We start from the raw sequence: 23,924 nt of genomic DNA, 5'->3' as shown, positions 1-23,924 counted from the left end.
TAACGGTCAGCACGCTAGCAGTAGCTCTGCCGTTAATATAAACAGCAAAAAGAGCAACATTGATATGAGAACCATTGTTTGTAACTCGCTGCAAAGTTTTTGGGATATGGCTGATAACCAATTCTTAGAAGGGCTAGACGTGCACTGCGTGTTCCCTGTGAGCGAGAACCTCAAAGAGTTTATTTTGAATTGCCAAGCAAAGTACAAGATAAACCATATATCGTTTACCCGAGCGTTTTTAGGCACGGATTCCTAATAACGTTCAAAGCAACCAGGGATGGTTGCTTTGTGTATACACTCTACCCTGCTATTTCGTAGTTTTGCTTCCAGAAACACCTTCGCTAAAACCACTGACTGTTAGCTGGTTAAGCGACTTCCTAAACCACTGACTCGCTCTGTTTTCACCTTAATACCACGCTTCAATACGTTAGTATCACTGAACATCATCAATCGTTTCTTAGCTCGCGTAATCCCCGTGTAGATAAGTTCTCGCGTTAGAATCGGGCTGAAATCTGGTGGTAAGATCATCAAAGTCAGATCAAATTCACTACCCTGAGATTTGTGTATCGTCATCGCATAAGCCGTTTCATGATCGGGCACTCGGCTTGGTAGTACGGCTTTTACACTGCCATCGGGCAATTCAAAATATACTTTCAATCGAGGTGCGGAGTTATCTTCAGTTGAAGAAGAGCGACTTGCATCAGCTTCAAGCATACAGATACCTATATCACCATTGTATAAGCCCAAGCCATGATCATTGCGCGTTACCATTACTGGTCGCCCGTGATACCACAATTCATCGTTATGCGGATTCACTAAGCGTCTTGCGGCAAGTGCCCTTTCAATTCTGTGGTTGAGGCCTTTAACACCAAAGTCACCTTCACGAATAGAGCACAGCAATCGGCACTGGCTGAACAAATCGAGCACTGATTTCGCTCTCGCTTCTTGGGTTTCTAATTCTTCTAACGGCACATTCATTCGGTTCAGATACGCACCATACTCATTGACTAGCGTACGCAGCATCAAGTTATAACTGTCGCTCGACAGGGGATGATTTTCGATATCTTCAAACCCTTTAGCAAACACTTGGTCGATCTGATTAGCCGATCCATTATTGATCGCTTTTGCTAACTGCCCGATACCTGAGCGCGCATCGAAACGGTAACTCTTCTGCAGCATACACAAGCTATCTGCAATCGCAGGAGGGTTAACCGATCCAGCTTTGACCTGCCTTGTATTAGCTATCGCGCCAAAGCCTGTCATTTCTGCAATCAAACTGCCTTGCGCTGTGCTGTAGCCTGTTGAATTAAACGAGCAGATATCACCCAACACGGCACCAGCCTCTACTGAAGCAAGCTGATCTTTATCCCCAAGCAGAATCAGCCTTGCGTGTTCAGGGAGTGCATCCACCAGCTTATACATCATGGATAAGTCGACCATCGATGCTTCATCCACCACCAAGATATCAAGATGAAGTGGATTACGTCGGTTGTGTCTAAACTCCGCTCGATTAGGAATAGCGCCGAGCAACCTGTGCAAGGTACTCGATTCCGTCGGTATGTTGGCCTTCACTTCAGGCGCTAAAGGCAATTGCTCAATCGCTTTACCAATCGACTCGGTTAAACGTGCTGCCGCTTTACCTGTCGGTGCCACTAACTTGATCGTCGGTGTTTTACCTTGGCTTAGTGATTGCTCAACCATAGCCGAAAGCAACTTAGTTACCGTGGTCGTTTTACCGGTACCCGGCCCACCAGAAATCACCGCGAAACGACGACTTAACGCCACCGCTGCCGCTACTTTTTGCCAGTTCAAACATGCCGATAACGGTACCAAGCTGTCTAGAACATCTAAGTCCGTCACTTGCTTGGCCTTTACAATCACTTGGTCGATTGCGCCCCAATTCAGAGATTGCTCATCGACGATATCAAGATGATCACACACCAGTTGTTGACGCAGTACCTGAGACGTTTGTTGGTTTGCTTCAGCCTTGGCTAAGGCGTTAAACAGAAAGTGATAGCTACGTGCGAAGAGCTGATTGAGTGTTTCCGTCAGCGCCTTTTTCTGTTCAATATTGAACTCCACTGGTTTACTTAAACGGTTTAACGTTTCTGCCAGCACAACCTCATAGTTCCAGTAACGCTGTAAGTAGACACGCTGCCCATCAAACATCAGCGGTTTAACGCAGTCATTGGTTGTTCCAACTAGGTTTGACGACTGAAGTACCGCCACCCAATCAATGCCTAACAACTTTTGGTTCAATTGCAGTGCAGTTTCACCGTATAACCCAAGTAACTGAGCTAGATCTGCCGGATGCTGCTGTATGAGCTTAGTACAAATATGCCCTTTGCCTAATTCATGGCTCACCACCCCAGCGAGAAAACCGATCTCTTGAGAGTGACTCGTGGCTTGCTGCGCAATAAAACGGGCAAATTGATAATCCAACTGACGAATCGAACCCTTTTCTGCAAGAAACTTGAGTACATCCATTAACTGCTCAGGGATAAGTGAAACTGGCTTTGCTATGTTCGCTGTTTCTATGCTGGTATTAGTGGTCGTCGTTGTCATTATAAAAGCCCCATCTGTCCAGTTTCATTGTCATTCAATTGTGCTGAACGTCTGTCTATCACTTTACCGTCAATCAATTGATCCATTTCATCGAGCAAAGCCAGTGTTGGTTTCGCCGAGAAAATACCTTGTTGAGATTGACCGTCCATTCCTCTTAAGAACAAGTAATAAACCCCACCGAAATGTTGTTCATAACTATAATCCGCAACGCGGCTGCGTAAGAAGCGATGCAATGCCAACGCATAGATTTGATATTGCAGATCGTAGCGGTGGTCGGCCATCGCCGATTTCAATGCTTCACCATGGTAGACGGCAACGTCATCACCTAGATGGTTCGATTTCCAGTCGAGTACATAGTATTTACCTTGATGCTCAAACACCAAATCGATGAAGCCTTTCAGCATGCCTTGTACAGTTTGAAAACCTAGGTCACCCGCTTTTGCTGACAACGGATCATGATACTGAATGGTTTGATTGAGCTCAGATGCAGCCAACACTTCGATCGGCAATAAGAACTCCATCTCGACTAAGCGTTGAGTCGAGTCTTTCTCACTCAGCTTTAGGCTTTTGCCATCTAATGCGGTGTTAAGCACCGTATCGACCAGTTGTTGAAGCACAGGTAACCACTCTAGTTCGTATTGTTCTGACTCTAATAAGTGAGTGATTACTTGCGTGTTATGTTCGCTGGTTGCAGGTTCGGTAAATTCAACATCCTCAAACAAGGTGTGTAAGAAGGTACCTGGACGAGCGCCACGAGGGAAGGTGAATATAGAACGTTCAGGTTCAATCAGTTCCGACTCATCATGTTCATCAGCCGAATCAATATCGAAGCCAGACACCTCAATGGTCGCGTCATGGCTCGCACCGTGGCTGCCTTGTTTTACAAGCCCCGAGTAACTGGTAATTCGCCAAGCCCGGTCGATTGAAGCCTTAAGTTCGTTGGCATGTAAGTCTTCACTCACTTGCTCTGCTTGTACAAACACTTGCTCATGAGCGGTTGGTGTATCGGAAAGCAATACACTTGAGTTTTTGCCCTCAATAGCTATAAGAGCCTGATACAACTCGGCAATACCTTGTTCTTGACCGTTTTGAACCAAGTAGCCCATGGCACTCAAATGAACGCCTGTCGGCTCTTTGGTTGAGCGCCCTTTACGTAGCGGAGCCATGCCAATGAAACAACCGTAAACGGCACGAGTGAGGGCTACGTAAATCAAACGTAGATCTTCTGCCAATCGCTCTTTATCGGCTTGTGCTAAGGCACTGTCACTACCTGTGATATCCAGTACCGTGGTATCTGAATCATGGTCGTAGAATTTGCCTTCGCTCGCTTCTCGGTAACTCGCAACAAATGGCAGAAATACCAAGTCATATTCCAAACCTTTCGACTTGTGAATAGTAACGATTTGAACCAAGTTTCTCTCTGATTCAAGACGTTGAATGTCGTCGTCACTCCCGCCTAGACCATTTTGAGCATCTGAGATCGCTTCTGCTAGCCAACGCAACAAACCATAATCACTATCGAGCTCTTGTCTTGCTTGTTGCAACAATTCGCCAATGTGCATCAAATCAGTGAGTGAGCGCTCACCATTTTCTTCTTCCAGTAAGCGTTCCGCGAGATGTCGCTTGCTGATCACGCTGCGTAGCATTGGTAGCACGCCACGCTGTAGCCACAACTTACGATATTCTCGAAATTCATTAACGACGTTTTCCCACACCACTTCATCGTTGTTGAGTTCATCCAATGATGCAGCATCCAGAGCAAACAGCTCCGACGCTAAACTCGCGCGCAATGCACGGTCGTTTTCAGGTGTAAGAACCGCTTGCAGTAGGCGTTGAATATCTTGCGCGACCAAGCTAGTGAATACACTGTCTCGGTTAGATAAGTACACGCTCGCAATGCCTTGCTCAGACAGCGCGTTCTTGATCAGGCGACCTTCACTACCGGTTCTAACCAAGACAGCAATATCACCCGCATTCACGGCATGTTGGTTTTTGCCATTATCAAAATAGGCTTGCTGGTTTTGAGAAGCGGTCAGAATAGTTTGAATTTGACTCGCGGTCGCCTCAGCCATTGCCTTGTGATACTCGCCTTTCGGTAAAGGCTTGTCTTCAGCATCTTGTAGCCAAAAGGTCAGAGCATGTTGAGTTTCACCGTTCATCACCCATTGGCGCTTATCAGCCGATGGACTGGCGGCAACGGGCAAGAATGGAATGTCTTGGTCGTAGATAAACGGGCTATCCGAATTCATAAACACTTGGTTTACTGCACTGACCATATCAGCACTTGAACGCCAGTTAGTGCCTAAGGTGTAGTGAGCACTAACTTGGTTTCTCGCCTTAATATAGGTAAAGATATCTGCGCCACGGAATCCGTAAATAGCCTGCTTTGGGTCACCGATCATAAACAAGCCGCACTGCGGATTATCGAGATAGATTCGACTAAAAATGCTGTATTGCAGCGGATCGGTATCTTGGAATTCATCGATCATCGCCACCGGGTAGAGCGTGCGAATTCTTTCCACCAGCAATGACTGTTCATCAACGTCAATCGACGCAGATAACTGAGTCAACAAGTCATCAAACGATAGCCACTGCTTTTGCTGTTTAGCCTTGGCTAGCATAGTTCGACAGTGGGTAATCGCATGTGCCAACAATGGGGCTTTCAGGTCTGCAGGAGAATTTAAGAAGTTCTCAATAGCCTCAAACACCGCGTGTTGAGGAGCAGTACCTTTTGGTGTTTTCTCAATTAATGTGGCTTGTGAGAACTTCTCTAGTTTATCTGGATATTGGTAATCATGAGTGTCGCTCTGAGCCCATGCCGTCACCGCTTCTAGCCATATCGGTAGAGACTTCTTGGTATAGCTGCGTTTGTTCACATCCGAACCAGAGATCAAAGCTAAAAAGTCCGCTTCAGATTCACACCACAACGCCTTAAGTTGCTTCACTTTATCTAGATTTTTGTTGTGCAGTGTTTGTAAGTCACCCGACATTGCTTCCACGGTTAGCTTTAGCGGAGATCCTGTCAGGTAGCGATTGACGTCAGCCAATAATGAAGCGGGAGAACCCCAAATATTTCGCACTTCGCCCGCGAGTTGAATTGGCAGCGGGTAAAACTGCTTACGCCAGTAGTCGGCTACCACTTGCGCTTTAAGGTGGCTTTCATCGGTCACAAACTCATTATCAAATCGGCTGCCAGACTCAAAGGCATTTTGAGTCAACATACGCTGACAGAAGCCGTGAATGGTGTACACCGCCGCTTCGTCCATTTGCCTTTCGGCATTAAGCAATGTTATGGCTGCGGATGCTCTCTTGGCATCATCGTATTCTTCAAGTAAGTCCTTGATAAATTGATCTTTAGAGTCAACGCAAACGCCTCTACGAAATGATATATATGCAGCGCGTATTTTTTTCCTTATGCGGTCTTTGAGCTCTGCGGTTGCCGCTTCGGTAAAGGTCACTACCAGAATTTGGTCTACGGTCAACGGTTCATGGTGTCGGGTAGCTTCCGCGAGTTCACCTTGCGGCGCAGCCATGCCGTGCCCAAGCAGTAAGCGTAAATACAAGCCAGCGATGGTAAATGTTTTACCCGTACCCGCTGATGCTTCAATTAAACGCGCGCCATGAAGTGGAAACGTCATGGTATTGAGTGTCTGTGGAGCAATTACCTGAACACTGCTTGTGGTCGTCATGCCTTACTGCCTTCTGATAAATATGTTGTTACAAATGTGACCTAGCGTGGAAAACGTCATTCAATTTACGTCCTACGCTGATTTGTTAATACTTAGTGCGATCTCTCTCACGGATCAATTCGGATCGCCTCGCTACTATGCGCCCACGAGTTCAGGGGCGCGATTCGAGTTTTATACTCATGCGTTACTTTGAACCACAGAATAATGGTCCCTCTGACCTGTGGCCGTACAGCGAACGCCCTACACTAATAATGATTTACTGGCGGCCACTTTATTTCCTGTACCTTGCTTCTCTTCACCTTAAAAGCAAGCATCCAAATGCTTACCAGCGACTCTCTTTCGTCTTTCATTAATTCAGCGCACACGCGATTGTTCTTGTCGATCACAGCCACTTACTCCTGATCTTCCAGATCGGCTGCAGCCAACCTTGCCGCCTGCAACACAAGCGTTGAATACATACGCGAATCAGCAGCCAATTCATCGTCCCACTTAGGCCAAATACGTGAGATGTAGGTATCTCTCCCCTCGCCCGTGAAAGCGAAGCTGTCATTAAAGGTATCGGCCATTTTCTTGAGCGACTTCTCTTCATCATCGACCCACTTACCACGGCTAAAGCCCGCTTCAACGCCAGCCAATGCGGTTTTCGGGAAGTAAGGCAGTGGTGCTGTCATGCCTTGATAAAACAATCGTACTAACTCAGCCAACAAGCTCTTCGCCTGTTTCGCATCACCGATAGGCTGTAGCGTTTGATGAACAACACCCTCTTTTCTGTCATAACCAATAATATGGGTCGTTTTTCCATGTCCCATCACTGCGCAACATAGATGATCAATCCACGCTGCCAAATAATCTTGAGAGCGTATTTTACCGCTACGGAAACGCACTAGACCTGATTGATAGTTTTGAGTTAACCAACCCATCAAGCGAACCGGTTTGCCTTCGCCTAACACATCAAATTCGATATTAACTTCGAGATCTTGTTGCGGTGATCCGCTCACAAATCGAATCTCTTTAGCTAAGTCTTCCGCTTGAACACGGTTGGTTTCAAATTCGATGTCACCAAAGGCTCCGACCGGTAAACGACCCTGTGCTTTTTGCTCAGTGACAAACAAGCGAACCGCTTCATCTGCGCCTTCAGGGTGGTCTAGCAACACTTGCAGTAAGGCATCCTTAAGTTGGAAGCTTTCTAAGCCATTAAGCACGAACGGCTCATCGTCTTCCATTACCGGAAGCGGTGGCTCAAACACCACTTTTAGGCGGCGATTAAAGAAGTATTGCACCGGCAAGCGCCAGAAACGCTGTAGCTCAACCAGATCTAGCTCCAATGGATACGTTGCACCCAACAAATAGTCATCCAAAGCACGATTGAATTCACCACTGCGTTCACCAGAACGGTTAGCGGCAGGAAGCCATTCTTTGGCGTAGCTCAACACATAGCTTGCATCACCTTGTGTAAAGGCTGCAGGGCTGAACGGCGTCATGGTGTGTTCAAAGCTGATCGCTTGAGTCAGTTTGATGCCTGAATCATCGCTGGGTAGTGATTGGTCTTCACTTAAGCAATAGTTCTGCTGGCAGTACTCAATCAACTCTGACACCAGTACAGACGGCACTCGCTCAGTGTTGTCTTGAATCGAACGGCCGACATAGCTGATATACAAACATTCTTGCGCCGATAACATCGCCTCTAAGAATAGGTAGCGGTCATCATCACGACGAGAACGATCACCAGGACGGGTACGTCCATTCATCAAATCAAAACCTTCTGGCGGCATTGACCGCGGGTAAACACCATCATTCATGCCTAACAAACAAACGGTTTTGAACGGAATAGAACGCATCGGCATCAAGGTACAAAAGTTAACTTGTCCCGCTAAGAAACGCTGACTTATACGCGCGCCCGACAGTTTATTGTTCAAATACTGATAGATGATGCTTGGCGATAACTCTTGTTCGTACAAGGCATCATCAAGTTGTTCATTTAGTTGAGAAAGTGCATCGCGAATCGACTTAAGCACCACCTCACCTTCCAGCTCAACCGCAAAGAAATCATCAATCATTTGCAGTAAGGTTTCACGCCACATATCGATAGATTGTGTTTCAGTTAAGCGTTGACGGTAATGGGTGATACGGTCAATAAAGTGCGCTAACTTACCCGCAAGTTCGGCGTTAATACCCTGAACTTCGTTATAAGCCGCAATTGGAGCGTGTTCAGTTTCGAACAAGCCTGCCGAGTCCGACATCGCATAGCCCAACAACATACGCTGGATACCAAAGAGCCAAGTATTTTGCTCAGTGGCAGGTAGATCAAATTCTGTCGCAGTTGAAGCATCGACACCCCAACGGATACCCGCTTCTTCAACCCATTGCTTGGCTTGCTCGAATTGAAACTCGTCAATACCAAAGCGTGCCATCATCGCAGGGATTTCTAATAGCTCTAGCAACTCAGAGGCTAAGCAACGTGTTTTCGGTAGCGCGACCAGCTGCATGAAGGCGGTCAGAATTGGGCTTTCTTGATCTGCTGTTCTATCAGAGATCGAGTAAGGGATATAACGCTCACCCGGAGCATTACCAAATACCGCCTGAATCGCTGGGCTATAAGCATTGATGTCTGCCACCATCACGATGATATCGCGTGGCTTCAATGTTGGATCGGCATCAAACATCGCCAACAGCTGATCGTGAAGAACTTCAACCTCACGCATTGGGCTGTGACAAGCGTGTACGGTCAACGAGCGATCGCCAAGTTCAACTACCTGTTTATGGTTGCTGGAGTCTAAGATGTGATCGTCTTGGTGCTCTTCTAACTGGAGAATATCGGCTTGCAGTTGATGCAGCAGACTATCTCTCTCAACATCAATAAAGAACTCGTGCTCTTCGCTGTCTGATTGAGACAGTAAGAACAGGTTATCTCTACCCAGCTTACCCATAGACGCGAGTAAGCTATTACCTACCGCTTGGCTAGTATGCAGTTCATCTTCAACGTTGGCTTCAATACCGTCTTTCAATGGTGAGACTTCACCTTCTAGCTGAGGCAAGCCATCAACCAGAGCAAACTGCTTACGACGTTGCGCTTCCACTCTAGCCAAGTATTTACGGTCACGAATATCGCCCCAGTAATGTTGGCAAGGGTTGGTAAACATCAGATGAACATCAATCTGCTCACCCAGCGCTTTCAAGGCATCCATGTAGCGAGGAGGCAGAGACGAGATACCAAACACAAACAGACGTTTCGGCAAGTGTTGTAGCTGTCCTTGTTGGTTAGCTAACGCTTCAATGAAGTCGTGATACAAGTTACCACGGTGATATTTTGATTGGCCTTGAGACAGGGTTTGCTCGTAGAGTGCCTTCCACAAAATTGGCTGCCAAGGGTGCTCTTGTTGTCCTTCACTATCTACCAATTCTGTAACGGGTTCTCCCGCTTCCCACATCGCCATCCACTCAGGACGATAAACCAAGTAGCCATCGAATATATCGGCAATTTTCTCAGCTAATTGATACAGCTTCGAATCATCTTCATCGTTTTCAAGATAGCGTTGTAAGGGTAAGAAATCAGGGTGGTCAAGTTTCGCGGGTAGCAAACTCATCAGCTTCCACGTCATCGCTTCTTTGTTAAAAGCACTGCGTTTAGGAACATCAGGAAGCACTTGGGTAAACATATCCCAAATGAAGGTTGCTGGGAGTGGGAAATCGATATTTGCTGCTACGCCAAACTCTTTGGCGAGTTCCATCTTAAGCCACTGAGACATACCTGGGCTCTGAACCAAGATCTGCTCTTTTTCGAAGGGATTGGCTAAAGGGTCACTTTTGATTAAGTGAACGAGAAGAATTTTTAAAGTATCAACTTTATTGGAATGGTAAACAGTAAACAAAGTGCACTCACGCTAATCTTGCCACAATATAAAGCCAGATTAGCATAAGTGCCGAGTTTGGATTAGGAATATAAGCTTATGAAATACTGAAAACTTAAGGTCCGTTTATCTTTTGAACTATTGCTTCTTACAATCTACTACCTACCGCGCTTAGAACACGATGAGGCTTGTAGTTCATGTAGTAACGAATCGCTACATAGCTCACGACTAGCGTCGCAACAACAAGTTCTAAATACGCAAGATTGAACACTTGGCTGATGTAATGCGTTTCAATACCTTGTACTTGCATCCACGCTGCCAATTTAAACAGTGCCGTTGCACCAATCACAATTGGGAAAGTAAACGCGGCATAGCCTGGGCTAAACGGTAAACGGTAAACGGTAAACGAAGTAGTTTGAAGAACGCTGCGTAGATAATGAACGTCATCAACACCGCAATACCAAATAGTAATCCAATAATCACTGGAGAAGGATTTGCCGTAACCGTTAGGTAACCCGCCAAAGATAGGCTTGCTGGTGCCGCCATAATCGCAATGGTTGGTTTCGCCGCATCTGGCACTTCATGAGAGAAGATCAAACGGTAAACCATCACAGGCAACATTACCGCATAGATCAACAAACCAAAGACCAAAACAGCATTTGCAACAGGCTCTAGAGTTGGATTACCAGAGAAAGAAACATCCGCAACAACGATACCGATTGGTGGTACAAACCAGCTAGGAACCATATGGTGAATCTCAAACTGTTTTGCTCTGTGGTATAAAAAGCTCACCAAGAACACAACATGTAATGCAACAGATGCTAGCCAAACACTTTCGCTGAGGAAGGTCGAAATTGGAGCCAAAGAAGCAGAAACAACCATACAACCCATCGCAAATGTTGGAACAACGCTTCCCACTACAGGGTGAGCAAGATCTGCACGCAATAGATGCCCGTGAATCAAAAACTTCACAGCCAAAACAAGAAGTAAGCACCCAGCAATCGCTGCGCTTATCCATTGAACTAAACCCGGTGTATGTAAGATATCTTGTGATACCAATACACCATCCCAGCACCAGCCTAAGCTTGCTATTGCTAGTGCCAACCCTGCCATGGGTGTTGGAGCTCCTGTTAATCTATATTTAATACGTTGAATCATGTCAGCCTCTCTTAAACTTGATTCACTAAACTTGTGAACTCATTCGCTTGTTGAAGCCATAATATGCTTGCGCTTCGTTAAATAATATCCAATTATATGTAACAAGCGTTCACCAATACTGAACGAAATCCATTTCACCAGCAGAGTAAAACTAGGAATCTGATGGCTAATATTTCAATTAAACAACTTAAAGTGTTCGTTACTATTACTCAGCACTCAACATTGACCGCTGCCTCTGAGGCGCTGTTTCTCTCTAAAGCTGCAGTCAGCATGGCGCTGGGCGAAATGGAAAAACAATTAGGCCACTCTCTATTTGACCGGGTCAACAACCGATTAATTCTCAATCAAGAGGGACAAAAGCTTCTTCCTTTGGCGGATGAGATATTACATCGTGCTGCTGGTATTGATGTTTTGTTCCGTGATGACCAACCTTTAAGTGGCAATCTAAAGGTCGGCGCAAGTGACACGATTGGTAATCAGGTCGCACCGTTTATTCTGTCTGGCTTTCGTGAACGAACTCAACATCAGGATCAAAGCTTATTCATTTCAAACAGTGCGCTGATCTGCCAAAAGTTGGTGGATTATGAACTTGATATCGCGCTAATTGAAGGAAAAACATTACACCCTGAGCTCATTTCGAGTCAGTTTAGCAGTGATGAAATGTGTATTATTGTTAGTAATCAACATCCTCTCGTTGCAAAAGAAAAAGTGACTTTAAGCGATTTAGAAGATAGTAACTGGATTCTACGTGAATCAGGCTCAGGTACTCGCGAGTTTTTCCTTCGTGCCGTCGCACCGCGTATCGAACACTGGTATGAATCTTTTGAGCTCAATACTACTGAGGCGATCATCAATTCGGTTTCTGCCAATCTTGGATTCGCGTGTTTATCACGACTGGCGGCGCAACGAGCGATTGATTCAGGCCGAGTAAAAGCGCTTGATGTGCCACTCGACATGAAACGACGTTTCTGGATGCTGGTACACAAAGACAAATACCAGAGCCCGCTGCTGAAATCTTTCATGAGTTATTGTGAAGACTGGGCTACACATCAAGATTGAGGCCGCATTGTTAGGGCTCCAACTGGACTTTTAACATCAGAAACTGTATAAAAAGCCAGTAAAATTTATCAAACTTAGAGGATTAACCATGGCTGTTATCGTCAAGTACGTGGTCGAACGCAACGGAGAAGAGAAAATGACTTTTACCTCTAAAGCCGAAGCTGACGCATACGACAAAATGCTGGATATGGCTGATGAGCTTTTTGAACTGTTAAGCAAAAGCGATTTAGTTGAAGATGAAGGCAAGCAAGAAGAACTTGCAATGTACCTAGCGAAGAATAAAGAAGAAGTTCTTTATGCATTAGGTGCTAAGCGCAAACCAGCTCCGAAAAAAGAAAAGAAACTTGAAGCTGTTGAAGACGCAGAAGAAGATGCTGCATAACTAGCTGATATTTTTCTAGAAAACGTCAATGACGCCTCTAATTAGAGTCCGTTATTGGCGTTTTTTTATACTTATTGAAATATAATGAAGCTTGTTTATAGTCGAAATCGCTCTAAACATTCGCTTGCACAAAAGTGTGATAAAGATCTAATCTATAGCCATCAGGTGATGGGGTTCCACCTAAGCTTTTGCTTCAACCGCCCGTTCTTTTCGAACAGTGCTAATGACTCCTACAGAATCGAAAACAGGTAATACTGTTGGATGTATCGCTATTCCTCCATTTTGAAATGGACTTAGTCTATTAAGACCAAGCTTCATGACACCTTTGGATTATCGATACTCAAGATCTGTAGTGAATTAGCCGCACCTCTTCCAACACGTCCTGTTTTCTCAACGCCCTAGGTCTTAAATGACTCTACAAGTGAGAAAACATTATGCACTACTCTTCAGAAATTCAATCAATGTGCCCAATTCAAAGGGGTGATCTTCACACTTCAGCTCCAATTCCAGTTGAAGGCGCTATGGTTAGCCCAAAAGATGTCATCGCTATTTCTGGCTTAAGCCATGGCGTAGGCACTTGTGCACCACAACAAGGTGCAGCCAAACTGACGCTAAACGTAAAAAACGGCATCATCGAAGAAGCGTTAATCGAAACGATTGGTTGTTCAGGCATGACTCAATCAGCTGCAATGGCAGCCGAAATCCTCACTGGAAGAACCATTCTTGAAGCTCTGAATACTGACTTGGTGTGTGACGCGATTAACGTAGCCATGCGCGAAATTTTTCTGCAATTTGTTTACGGTCGAACTCAGTCTGCATTCTCTGAAGGCGGTCTAGAAATTGGCGCTGCATTAGAAGACCTCGGTCAAACACAGCGCAGCCAAGTGGGTACCAGTTACTCAACCGCTGCAAAAGGCGTACGTTACCTAGAGCTTGCAGAAGGTTACGTGACCAAGCTTGCACTTGATGACCACAGCGAAGTGATTGGCTACGAGTATCTCAACCTCGGCAAAATGATGAAGGCGCTCAATCAAGGCGTGCCAGCCAATGAAGCTGCTGACCTTGCGATGGGGACTTATGGTCGCTTCGATGAAGCCGTTACCACCATTAACCCACGCCAACAGTAATTTTTGCCAAATTAGAGGAAAGATATGATGAACACTCAATTTAATGAATCAGTAACTCGCGTATTGGCAGAAATGAACTTCGACTCTTTAGAGCAAGCGAACCAATACTGTAAAGCCCACAACGTTGATCCAAAAGCCTTGGTGATGGACACTCAACCTATCGCTTTTGAAAGTGCTGCCGATGCTTATATCCTTGGCTCAGCACTGGCACTATTTCGTAAAGCCACCAGTGCAGAACAAGCGGCCAATATCATTGGTGAAGGCCTTCAAGCATTTACCAAACCCGGCAGTGTTGCTGAACAACGCCAAGTCGGTATTGGCCACGGTGCACTAGCCGCTCGTCTTCTAAATGAAGAGAGCCACTGCTTTGCCTTCCTTGCCGGTCACGAGTCTTTTGCCGCTGCAGAAGGTGCGATTAAAATTGCACTAAACGTCAACAAATCACGTCAAAACTCATTGAAAGTGATCTTAAATGGCCTAGGTAAAGATGCGGCGTATCTTATCTCTCGCATCAACGGCTTCACTTACGTGCGTACTCAATACGATTACCAAACGGGTGAGCTTGTTGAAACAGAACGTCGCCGCTTCTCACAAGGTCCTCGCGGAGAGATCTTGTGTTATGGCGCTGATGATGTACGTGAAGGCGTAGCGATTATGCACAGAGAAGAAGTGGATGTGAGTATCACGGGTAACTCAACCAACCCAACACGCTTCCAACACCCTGTTGCTGGTATCTACAAAGCAGAACGTACTCGCCAAGGTTTACCTTACTTCTCAGTCGCTTCAGGTGGCGGTACAGGTCGAACATTGCACCCAGATAACGTGGCAGCAGGCCCAGCGTCTTACGGCATGACTGATACCATGGGTAGAATGCACGCTGACGCTCAGTTCGCAGGCAGCTCTTCTGTCCCTGCTCACGTGGCAATGATGGGCTTCATCGGTATGGGTAACAACCCAATGGTCGGTGCGACGGTTGCATTGGCTGTAGCAGTGAGCGAATCTCAAAACGTATAACGACAACGTTGAGCACCACAATCTATCCATAGAGTGGAGTCCGTAAACTGAGAAACAAGCAATAACGAACGACCAAAACTCTACGCCTATCACTAAAACCAAACAGCCAGCCTTATGCTGGCTGTTTTTTATTCACACTTGCTCTACTATCTATTTCTAATAATTATTTGTATCTGAGATTAAATACACAAACCATTAGTATTTAACTGCATCTTTTCAAAGGAATAATATGAAAGAGCTCATCATTCATACCATTACCGTGTTCATGGGCTTTTTTGCCATTATGAATCCTATCGCTAATACGCCAATTTTTCTTGGATTAACCGGTGATAACGATAGGGAAACGGTCAAATCCATCGCCTTCCGTTCAGTGTTTATCGCATTCGTTATCGTCAGCACTTTTGCGATCTCTGGCAAGCTGATCTTTGACCTCTTTGGTATCACGCTGTACGCACTGCGCATCACAGGCGGCATTCTGGTCTTTTTGATTGGCTTCCACATGCTGCAAGGTGATTCAACACACTCAAAAGCAAAAGAAAAAGTGAACTCAGACGCCCAGCGAGACGCTGCTCTAAGTATCGCCGTATCACCTTTAGCCATGCCAATACTAGCTGGCCCCGGCACCATTGCCACTGCGATGAACTTTGCCAGCACAGAGGGGATTTACGAGACCATCATTACCATTGTGGCATTTGGCCTCCTCTGCACCCTAACCTATGTTTTATTTGTATTCGGCGAGCGCTTCGTTAAAGCAGTCGGACCAAGTGCACTGAACGTGATTACCCGAATGATGGGTTTGATACTCGCGGTAATCGGTATGCAGATGTTGATTGAAGGAATTGAGCAGGCTTATAAGGCGCTATTTATCTAGCCTCTAACTTCACTTAGTTTTATATAAAAATAGCCAGCGATTCGCTGGCTATTTTCTTTGTCGTTTTTGTTTATGAGTTATAAATTAGTTCGCAGGGCAGCCTTTTACTTCCATACCGTTGCTCATGTAGATTAGCTTACCATCCACTGGTGCATAATTCGCAGCAGTAACATCTGGGTTCTTAACAAAGAACTCGCGCAGCACAGCGGCATCCGTCAACTGCGTCGACTCAACATCTATCACTGGGTAGTCATCACCACCAGCCGCACTGAAACTGATCACGGAGAAAGTGTAAGTATCTGCTAAATCAAAGCCTTTGCCATTGATGTCTCGAATAGCCACATCACTCAAATCACAATCAACCGTTAAGCTAATATTATCCAGTTGGGCGTAAGCGCCAGACCCTGCAGTTTTAGTCGCAACAACGTCTAAATACGCTTTTACTTCTGCGCCTGTCATTGTTGCTTTGGTTACGAAATTCCCGAAAGGTTGAACCGTCAGTACATCACGATAAGCAATGTCACCCGCCGCAATTGAGTCACGAACACCACCGGAATTCATCACACCGAAGTCAGCGTCCACTAAATCGTAAGTACGATAAGCGTGACCTAATAAATGACCAAGGTTAGTTTGCTCTGCGCGTACAACATCACGGTCACCTTCAAGCTTCGCATCGGTTTTCGATATGATGACATCCAACAACTCTTGACCTTGTTGCTGATAGGCGGAAAGAGTAGCAATTACTGTTGAATTAGGTTCAATTTCAGATTGGATAAATTGGTAATCACCATTTTCATCTTTCTCTTTTAAGTTAACAGGAATCAGATCGTACTTCGCTAAATGCAGCTTTCCGTCATAAAACTCAAAATCAGCTCTACCTACATACTTGCCCCATTCATGAGCTTGCATGATATAGGTACCGTTTTGCTGATCAGGCTTACAATCATCTCCCGGATTGAAATCAGCGTATTCATTGCCTTCCATACAGACAGGGTTTTGAGAGTGCCCGCCAATAATTGCATCTAGCTGCCCTTCTTCCAAAGAGCGAGCAAGCAGCACATCACCAGGCGCTTCACTGCCGTGTTGACCATTAGCGTAATGCCCCATATGCGTGGTAGCAAAAATCAGATCAACCGTTTCATTCGCCTCGATCTCTTTTATGGCTTTTTTGATTTCGACTTGTGGGTCGGCAAAGTGAATCGTCGCGACGTTGTCAGGGTTAACTAATTTCGCCGTATCTTTGGTTGTCAGGCCAATAACAGCAACTTTTAAGCCATTGATGGTGAATACTTTATATGGAGAGAAAAGGCGTTCATCAGTAACTGTGTCTCCATCTTTGATATAAATATTCGCCGCTAGCATCGGGAAGTCAGCTAGTTCAGATTGCATCTCAAGCACATCCAAGGTGTTGTCGAATTCATGGTTGCCTAATGCCATCGCGTCGTAACCAAGAAGGTTCATACCAACAAAATCGGGAACCGCATCCTGCATGTCAGACTCAGGCACACCAGTGTTAATATCACCACCAGACAATAGAATGGTTTCACCACCGTTTTGGGTTACTTCTGCACGAATGCTATCGATCAAAGTCTTGCGAGCCGCCATTCCGTACTCACCCTTACTGTTCTCCCAAAAACGACCGTGATTATCGTTGGTATGTAACACAGTAAACTTGGTACAAGAAGCCGCAGTGTCGCATGTCACTGTGATGTCGTCATTGTCCGAGCCACAGCCAACCATCGCTACACCGATAGAGAGCACCAGTAAAGACTTAGTAAAATTCATAGAAGATCCTTTATTAATCGTTTTAATGTCGTTATGGCTGGAAATATACTTATATATTGAAGGGTTTTAGTGATCATTATCTTAATTACACAGCTGAAAACTTGAGTATTTACTCGGACTGTAAGCACAAACGATAAATCAACAGAACTCGATTAATTGTGATAATAAACATAGATTTATAAAGGAAATGTGACTGACTCTATTGATACGGAGAACAAGAGTGTTAGTCGTAGATGAGCATCGAAGATGAAAATGAGGTTACGCGGCGCAACTCAACCAATCAGCGAAACATTAAGCGCTAAGAGTAATATCCGGATAATGAAAACTATCGCTAAAAAGACAAGCAATATCATTTTACAGACTTTATCCTGATACGCCCTTTCATAACGAGGGCGCTCTCTTTATGATGAACGCAATTAAATTAACTTTGCTAACGGCAGCGCTTGTTATTCGAGCCGTTGTTATTGAATAGCAAAATCAAGACTCAACACATGGAGATTCAACATGGCTTACTTTTCACTAGCCTTCGGTACGGCAACCAAAAATCGCGACAATAAAATCATTGAAGCGTTCTTCCCTAACCCACTTCTAAACCCAAGCGACGCTCTTGTAGCGGCTTTGGCTGAAGTATCAGGTTACACTGAAGGCAACCAAGCTATCGAAATCTCTGCAGCACAAAGCGCAGAACTGGCGAAAGCATTCGCAGCAAATGACGATGCAGCTAACGCATCTTTCGCAGAAAAAGCAGCAGCGTCTGAACAGCCACTTGTTCTTGTTGTTCTTGCGGCTGACGAGAAGCCAGCATCAGTTGCTGAAGGCTTCCTAAAGCTACAACTTATCTCTAACCGCCTAGTACAACCGCACGGTACTGTACTGGACGGTATCTTCGGTCTACTGCACAACATCGCATGGACAAACGAAGGCCCTATCGATCTTCCTGAGCTGGCTGAGCGTCAAATCGAAGCTCGCCTTGCTGGTCGTGCTCTATCTGTAGATTGCGTAGACAAGTTCCCTAAAATGGTGGATTACGTGGTACCAACAGGTATTCGTATTGCTGACACATCTCGCGTTCGTCTTGGCGCACATGTGGGCGAAGGCACAACAGTAATGCACGAAGGCTTCATAAACTTCAATGCAGGTACGACTGGCGTGAGCATGGTTGAAGGTCGTATCTCTGCAGGTGTTGTTGTAGGTAACGGTTCTGATATCGGCGGCGGCGCTTCTATCATGGGTACTCTGTCTGGTGGCGGTACTATGGTCATTTCTATTGGCGAGAACTGCCTACTAGGCGCAAATGCAGGTCTTGGCTTCCCAATGGGCGATCGTTGTACAGTTGAGTCTGGTCTTTACGTGACTGCGGGTACTAAAGTTCGCATGCTAGATAAAGAAGGCAACGAAGTAGAAATCATTAAAGCTCGCGACCTAGCTGGCGTATCTGATCTTCTATTCCGTCGCAACTCAGTGACAGGTCAAATTGAATGCCTTGCTAACAAATCAGCTGTTGAACTGAACAGCGAACTACACAGCAACAACTAATCTACACGCTAGATGTTAGATGTTAGATGTTAGAAAATACGAAGCCGTTGGGGTTAAATCCAACGGCTTTTCTTTTATAAAGGTAAATCTGAGGGGGTTATGCTTTTTCTGCTGCTAGCTGTTCAAGAGCTTGAATAGATGTCTCTGAAACTAATGTTCCATCCATGTAGTAACTGACTTTATCACCATCACGAACACCCATCAGTACCGCTTTTTGACCATCATTGTATGTGATATCCATACGAATCGTGTTCTCATCGATCTGCTGCATTTCACCCCATTCAATCTGACGATTATTGAAGCCAAGTGGCGCATCTTTCAGTGAGTCATCGAGGCTGTCGTTCACATCAATCATGGTATCGACTTTGCTATCAAAAATGTGAGGTGCGCCAGTGAGTGGGTTTTTACCCGCCCAGAATTCGATTGAGTTAAATACAATGTAATCGGCAGCCATTGTTAGCGCGTATACCGGAGCAAGCAAGAAGTTGACCCCTGCACGAGCGTAACGGTTGTCTACAACCTCAACGTTGAACTTCATTAATTTACCAGTAACAGCGTTACTACCGACACACCCTGCTAACGACATGACAATCGCTGCCACTGCAACTGCTTTTGTGATTGTTGTTTTCATAGTTCCCTCTTATGCCACGATGATTGATTCAGTTTTTGAACGGCCAAATTAAATTTTCCCTGTATGAATACAAGAAATAGCGGCCTAACAAATTGATTCCATAACATTTAGCGTAGTGGAGATTTTTAGAACAGCAAACTGCAAACCTCAATTTTTCGCTCTAATTCATACATTTTTGGAAATAAAAAAGCGCAAACCTTTCGATCTGCGCTTTTATCATTTTGCTAAAAATGCCTGTTTAAAGAACCAGATTAACCCACGTTCTTACGTGCGTTTTGGAACATACGCATCCAAGCACCATTCTCGCCCCAACCTTCTGGAGACCATGAGTTTGCAACCGTGCGGAATACACGCTCTGGGTGAGGCATCATGATAGTCACACGGCCATCGGTCGTTGTTAGGCCAGTGATAGCGTTTGGAGAACCATTCGGGTTGTTCGGGTATTGCTGCGTTTGGTTACCGTTGTTATCAACGTAACGTAGAGCAACCGTACCTGAGTTTTCAATCGCGTTTAGGTGGTCGTTGTCACGCACTTCTACGCGGCCTTCACCGTGAGAAACTGCGATTGGCATACGAGAACCTTCCATACCGTTGAAGAACACAGAATCAGACTTCTGAACTTCAACTAGGCTGAAACGAGCTTCAAAACGCTCTGATTCGTTACGAACGAAACGTGGCCAGTACTCTGCACCCGGAATGAGCTCACGCAGGTTAGACAACATCTGACAACCGTTACATACACCTAGAGAGAAAGTATCCTCACGCTTGAAGAAGTTTTCAAATTGGTCACGAGTAGAATCGTTAAACAGAACTGATTTAGCCCAACCTTCACCAGCGCCCAGTACATCACCGTAAGAGAAACCACCACAAGCCACAAGGCCGTTGTACTCTTCTAGTACCGCTTGACCCGTTAGGATGTCGCTCATGTGAATATCAGTCGCTTCGAAGCCTGCACGGTCGAATGCTGCTGCCATTTCAACGTGAGAGTTAACACCCTGCTCACGTAGAATTGCCATCTTAGGCTTAGCGCCCGTGTTGATGTAAGGAGCAGCAATGTCTTCGTTTACGTCAAAGCTTAGTTTCACGTTCAGACCTGGGTCTGAGTTGTCTTTCTTCGCTTCGTGTTCTTGATCTGCACAGATTGGGTTATCACGTAAGCCTTGCATCTTGTGCGTGGTTTCAGCCCAGATAGTACGCAGTTCAGTACGGTTACGTTGAATTACAACATCTGCACCTGACTTAATCACGACTTCATCTGATGCTTCCCCTTCACCAACAACGCTGCCGATTACGTGTGAACACGCTTCTAGGCCATTGGCTGCAAGAGTAGAAAGTACTGCATCTAGGTCGTCGTTACGAATTTGGATTACCGCACCTAGCTCTTCGTTGAAGAGTGCTGCTAGCGTATCTTCGCTGTTCTCTGATGCAGATAAAAGCGCTGCAATATCAGCATTAACACCACAGTGACCTGCGAACGCCATTTCAGCCAGTGTTACGAATAAACCACCGTCGCCTTTATCGTGGTAAGCCACAACTTGGTCGTTAGCAACAAGAGCTTGAACGCCTTCGTAGAAACCTTTTAGCTGTGCTGCGTTGTCTACGTCTGCTGGCTTATCACCAAGCTGCTTGTAAACTTGCGCTAGTGCCGTTGCACCTAGACGGTTTTTACCGTTACCTAGGTCGATAAGAACTAGTGAAGTATTACCTTTGTCAGTACGAAGCTGCGGCGTAATCGTCTTACGAACGTCTTCAACACGTGCAAACGCAGTGATAACAAGAGATAGCGGAGAAGTGACTTCTTTCTGTTCGCCGTTCTCTTCCCACTTGGTCTTCATCGACATTGAGTCTTTACCTACCGGGATAGTAAGACCCAGTGCCGGACATAGTTCTTCACCGACTGCTTTAACCGCTTCGTAAAGACCTGCATCTTCACCAGGGTGACCTGCTGGAGACATCCAGTTAGCCGACAATTTAATGTGTTTGATATCGCCGATGTTCGTCGCTGCGATGTTAGTGATTGCTTCACCAACCGCTAGACGAGCTGACGCGCCAAAGTCTAGTAGTGCTACTGGCGTGCGCTCACCAAGAGACATCGCCTCACCGTGGTAAGAGTCGTAACTTGCTGCTGTTACTGCGCAGTTAGCTACAGGAACCTGCCATGGGCCAACCATTTGGTCACGAGCTACAAGGCCTGTTACCGAGCGGTCACCGATAGTAATAAGGAATGTTTTCTCTGCCACTGTTGGTAGGCGAAGAATACGGTCAACCGCTTCGTTTAGTTCGATACCAGAACGGTCAATCGCAGGATTGTTTGCTTTTAGCGTCTTAGCGTCACGGTGCATCTTAGGTGTTTTACCTAATAGGATGTCCATTGGCATGTCGATTGGCGTGTTGTCGAAGTGAGAATCTTCTAATTTAAGATCACGTTCTTCTGTTGCTTTACCAACCACTGCGTAAGGTGCGCGTTCACGTTTACAAATCGCGTCGAATGTTGCCATGTCTTTATCAGCAACCGCCATTACGTAGCGCTCTTGAGATTCGTTACACCAGATCTCAAGTGGGCTCATGCCCGGCTCATCGTTTGGCACGTCACGTAGGTTGAAGATACCACCACGTTCACCATCGTCTACTAGCTCAGGAAGTGCATTCGAGATACCGCCCGCGCCCACATCGTGGATGAATGCGATTGGGTTCGCATCACCTAGCTGCCAACAACGGTCGATCACTTCCTGACAACGACGCTCCATTTCTGGGTTTTCACGTTGTACAGAAGCGAAATCTAGATCTTCTGAAGAAGAACCAGAATCCATTGAAGATGCTGCACCGCCACCAAGGCCGATGTTCATCGCAGGACCACCTAGAACGATTAGGCTTGCACCTACTGGGATCTCTTTCTTCTGAACATGATCATCACGAATGTTACCTAGACCACCAGCCAGCATGATTGGCTTGTGGTAACCACGTACTTCTTCACCTGCGTGAGAATTTACTTTCTCTTCGTAAGTGCGGAAGTAACCTAGTAGGTTTGGACGACCAAATTCGTTGTTGAATGCCGCGCCACCAAGAGGACCTTCAAGCATGATATCCAATGCAGTAACGATACGGCTTGGCTTACCAAAGTCAGTTTCCCAAGGTTGAACGAAGTTCGGGATCTTAAGGTTAGATACAGAGAACGCTACAAGACCAGCTTTTGGCTTACCACCGATACCTGTTGCGCCTTCATCACGGATTTCACCGCCTGAACCTGTTGATGCGCCCGGCCATGGAGAGATTGCCGTTGGATGGTTGTGCGTTTCAACTTTCATCAAGATGTGTGTTTTCTCTTGGTGATAGTTGTACTGGCGAGTTTCTGGATCTGGGAAGAAACGACCGACTTCAGAACCTGTCATTACTGCTGCGTTATCTTTATAAGCAGACAGAACGTGTTCTGGTGTCGTTTCAAAAGTGTTCTTAATCATCTTGAACAATGATTTTTCTTGCTTAACGCCATCGATAGTCCAATCAGCGTTAAAGATCTTGTGACGACAGTGCTCTGAGTTCGCTTGTGCGAACATCATTAGCTCGATGTCAGTCGGGTTACGACCTAGCTTCTCAGTGAAGCTTTCAAGAAGGTAATCGATCTCATCTTCTGCAAGTGCAAGACCTAAGGTAACGTTTGCTTTTTCAAGCGCTTTACGTCCACCAGTTAATAGGTCGACTTCCGCATAAGGAGCAGGCTCAGCAACCGTGAATAGTGCCACCGCTGATTCGAAGTCAGTGAAAACCACTTCCATCATTCGGTCGTGCAGGATTGCTTTCACCTCAACAAGTTGAAGCTCAGAAAGTTCAGAAGAAGTTTCAATATAGAAAGCTGTACCGCGCTCTAGACGTGACACTTTAGCCAGTCCACAGTTATGTGCGATATCAGTAGATTTTGAAGACCAAGGCGAGATAGTGCCTGGACGTGGCGTTGCAAGCAGCAATAAACCTTCTGGTTCATGCTCTTCAATCGTTGGACCGTAAGTCAGTAGCTTTTCTAGCTTCTCAACTTCAGACGCATCTAGGTCTGCCGTTAAATCAGCAAAGTGGGCAAACTCAGCGTAAATACCTGTTACAGGTAAGCTTAATTCACGACAAAGCTCTAAAAGCTTGTTAACACGAAACTCAGATAGAGCTGGGGAGCCACGCAAAATTCTCATGTGCTTAGGTCTCTTATGCAGTTGATTAAGGTGATATTGGAATAAATTCAGTGGGTTATAGGAACAACCTAACTGTTTTCT

At 45.7% G+C, this 23,924-nt stretch carries 13 protein-coding genes, 1 pseudogene and 1 riboswitch; of the genes and pseudogenes, 7 read left to right on the top strand and 7 right to left on the bottom strand.

Going from position 1 to position 23,924, the window contains the following annotated elements:
• Window positions 1–64 precede the first annotated feature (64 nt).
• A complete protein-coding gene (locus IHV80_RS03465) occupies window positions 65–256 on the top strand; it encodes a hypothetical protein (RefSeq protein ID WP_008223046.1) in 192 nt (63 codons plus the stop codon).
• Window positions 257–357: 101 nt separating this feature from the next.
• Here the strand turns inward: IHV80_RS03465 and recD are convergent, their stop codons facing one another.
• The 4 genes and pseudogenes from recD to IHV80_RS03445 form a co-directional block, all read right to left on the bottom strand.
• Window positions 358–2,565 carry an exodeoxyribonuclease V subunit alpha gene (gene recD, locus IHV80_RS03460; RefSeq protein WP_192890070.1) on the bottom strand — a complete coding sequence of 736 codons (2,208 nt, stop codon included), beginning with the start codon at window positions 2,563–2,565 and terminating at the stop codon, window positions 358–360.
• Complete coding sequence (gene recB / locus IHV80_RS03455) at window positions 2,565–6,254, bottom strand: exodeoxyribonuclease V subunit beta (protein WP_192890069.1); 3,690 nt, start codon at window positions 6,252–6,254, stop codon at window positions 2,565–2,567. Before recB ends, recD begins: the two co-directional genes overlap by 1 nt.
• Window positions 6,255–6,646: 392 nt before the next feature.
• Window positions 6,647–10,123: an exodeoxyribonuclease V subunit gamma gene (recC, locus tag IHV80_RS03450; protein WP_192890068.1), complete on the bottom strand. Its 3,477-nt coding sequence runs from the start codon at window positions 10,121–10,123 to the stop codon at window positions 6,647–6,649.
• Window positions 10,124–10,250: 127 nt separating this feature from the next.
• Window positions 10,251–11,260, bottom strand: a pseudogene (locus IHV80_RS03445) (TDT family transporter).
• Window positions 11,261–11,422: 162 nt separating this feature from the next.
• Here IHV80_RS03445 and IHV80_RS03440 point away from each other — a divergent pair.
• The 5 genes from IHV80_RS03440 (at window position 11,423) to IHV80_RS03420 (ending at window position 15,713) form a co-directional block, all read left to right on the top strand.
• Entirely contained in the window at window positions 11,423–12,319 is an 897-nt protein-coding gene (locus tag IHV80_RS03440; protein WP_192890067.1) for a LysR family transcriptional regulator, read from the top strand.
• Between the two features lie 88 nt (window positions 12,320–12,407).
• Window positions 12,408–12,701, top strand: coding sequence for a YebG family protein (locus IHV80_RS03435; RefSeq protein ID WP_004735185.1), 294 nt, complete (start codon window positions 12,408–12,410; stop codon window positions 12,699–12,701).
• Between the two features lie 155 nt (window positions 12,702–12,856).
• Window positions 12,857–12,941, top strand: a riboswitch (Fluoride riboswitch).
• A gap of 194 nt (window positions 12,942–13,135) precedes the next feature.
• The gene (locus IHV80_RS03430; protein ID WP_192890066.1) at window positions 13,136–13,828 is read left to right on the top strand and encodes an iron-sulfur cluster assembly scaffold protein; all 693 of its coding nucleotides are present in this window, start codon (window positions 13,136–13,138) and stop codon (window positions 13,826–13,828) included.
• Between the two features lie 24 nt (window positions 13,829–13,852).
• Window positions 13,853–14,842, top strand: coding sequence for a GGGtGRT protein (locus IHV80_RS03425; protein WP_192890065.1), 990 nt, complete (start codon window positions 13,853–13,855; stop codon window positions 14,840–14,842).
• 229 nt (window positions 14,843–15,071) lie between these two features.
• Window positions 15,072–15,713, top strand: a complete 642-nt coding sequence (locus IHV80_RS03420) for a MarC family protein (protein WP_192890064.1) — start codon at window positions 15,072–15,074, stop codon at window positions 15,711–15,713.
• 84 nt (window positions 15,714–15,797) lie between these two features.
• Here the strand turns inward: IHV80_RS03420 and ushA are convergent, their stop codons facing one another.
• A complete protein-coding gene (ushA, locus tag IHV80_RS03415; RefSeq protein ID WP_192890063.1) occupies window positions 15,798–17,498 on the bottom strand; it encodes a bifunctional UDP-sugar hydrolase/5'-nucleotidase UshA in 1,701 nt (566 codons plus the stop codon).
• 504 nt (window positions 17,499–18,002) lie between these two features.
• On the opposite strand from ushA, the gene dapD reads away from it, so the two are divergent.
• Window positions 18,003–19,034, top strand: a complete 1,032-nt coding sequence (gene dapD, locus IHV80_RS03410) for a 2,3,4,5-tetrahydropyridine-2,6-dicarboxylate N-succinyltransferase (protein WP_192890062.1) — start codon at window positions 18,003–18,005, stop codon at window positions 19,032–19,034.
• A 97-nt stretch (window positions 19,035–19,131) separates the two neighbouring features.
• On the opposite strand, the gene IHV80_RS03405 is transcribed toward dapD, so the two are convergent.
• On the bottom strand, window positions 19,132–19,665 hold the full coding sequence (locus IHV80_RS03405) for a DUF3332 domain-containing protein (RefSeq protein WP_192890061.1): 534 nt from the start codon (window positions 19,663–19,665) through the stop codon (window positions 19,132–19,134).
• 251 nt (window positions 19,666–19,916) lie between these two features.
• Entirely contained in the window at window positions 19,917–23,843 is a 3,927-nt protein-coding gene (gene purL, locus IHV80_RS03400; RefSeq protein WP_192890060.1) for a phosphoribosylformylglycinamidine synthase, read from the bottom strand.
• Window positions 23,844–23,924: the final 81 nt, after the last annotated feature.

This window comes from Vibrio bathopelagicus, from assembly GCF_014879975.1.
Taxonomy (GTDB): domain Bacteria; phylum Pseudomonadota; class Gammaproteobacteria; order Enterobacterales; family Vibrionaceae; genus Vibrio; species Vibrio bathopelagicus.
This window is presented reverse-complemented; position numbering and strand designations above follow the sequence as displayed.

Excerpts from the sequence above, each read along its gene's own strand:
- IHV80_RS03405 (WP_192890061.1), bottom strand. The coding sequence starts at position 19,665 with ATGAAAACAACAATCACAAAAGCAGTTGCAGTGGCAGCGATTGTCATG.
- recB (WP_192890069.1), bottom strand. The coding sequence starts at position 6,254 with ATGACGACCACAAGCAGTGTTCAGGTAATTGCTCCACAGACACTCAAT.
- IHV80_RS03440 (WP_192890067.1), top strand. The coding sequence starts at position 11,423 with ATGGCTAATATTTCAATTAAACAACTTAAAGTGTTCGTTACTATTACT.
- IHV80_RS03430 (WP_192890066.1), top strand. The coding sequence starts at position 13,136 with ATGCACTACTCTTCAGAAATTCAATCAATGTGCCCAATTCAAAGGGGT.
- IHV80_RS03435 (WP_004735185.1), top strand. The coding sequence starts at position 12,408 with ATGGCTGTTATCGTCAAGTACGTGGTCGAACGCAACGGAGAAGAGAAA.
- dapD (WP_192890062.1), top strand. The coding sequence starts at position 18,003 with ATGGCTTACTTTTCACTAGCCTTCGGTACGGCAACCAAAAATCGCGAC.
- recD (WP_192890070.1), bottom strand. The coding sequence starts at position 2,565 with ATGACAACGACGACCACTAATACCAGCATAGAAACAGCGAACATAGCA.
- purL (WP_192890060.1), bottom strand. The coding sequence starts at position 23,843 with ATGAGAATTTTGCGTGGCTCCCCAGCTCTATCTGAGTTTCGTGTTAAC.
- IHV80_RS03465 (WP_008223046.1), top strand. The coding sequence starts at position 65 with ATGAGAACCATTGTTTGTAACTCGCTGCAAAGTTTTTGGGATATGGCT.
- IHV80_RS03420 (WP_192890064.1), top strand. The coding sequence starts at position 15,072 with ATGAAAGAGCTCATCATTCATACCATTACCGTGTTCATGGGCTTTTTT.
- ushA (WP_192890063.1), bottom strand. The coding sequence starts at position 17,498 with ATGAATTTTACTAAGTCTTTACTGGTGCTCTCTATCGGTGTAGCGATG.
- IHV80_RS03425 (WP_192890065.1), top strand. The coding sequence starts at position 13,853 with ATGATGAACACTCAATTTAATGAATCAGTAACTCGCGTATTGGCAGAA.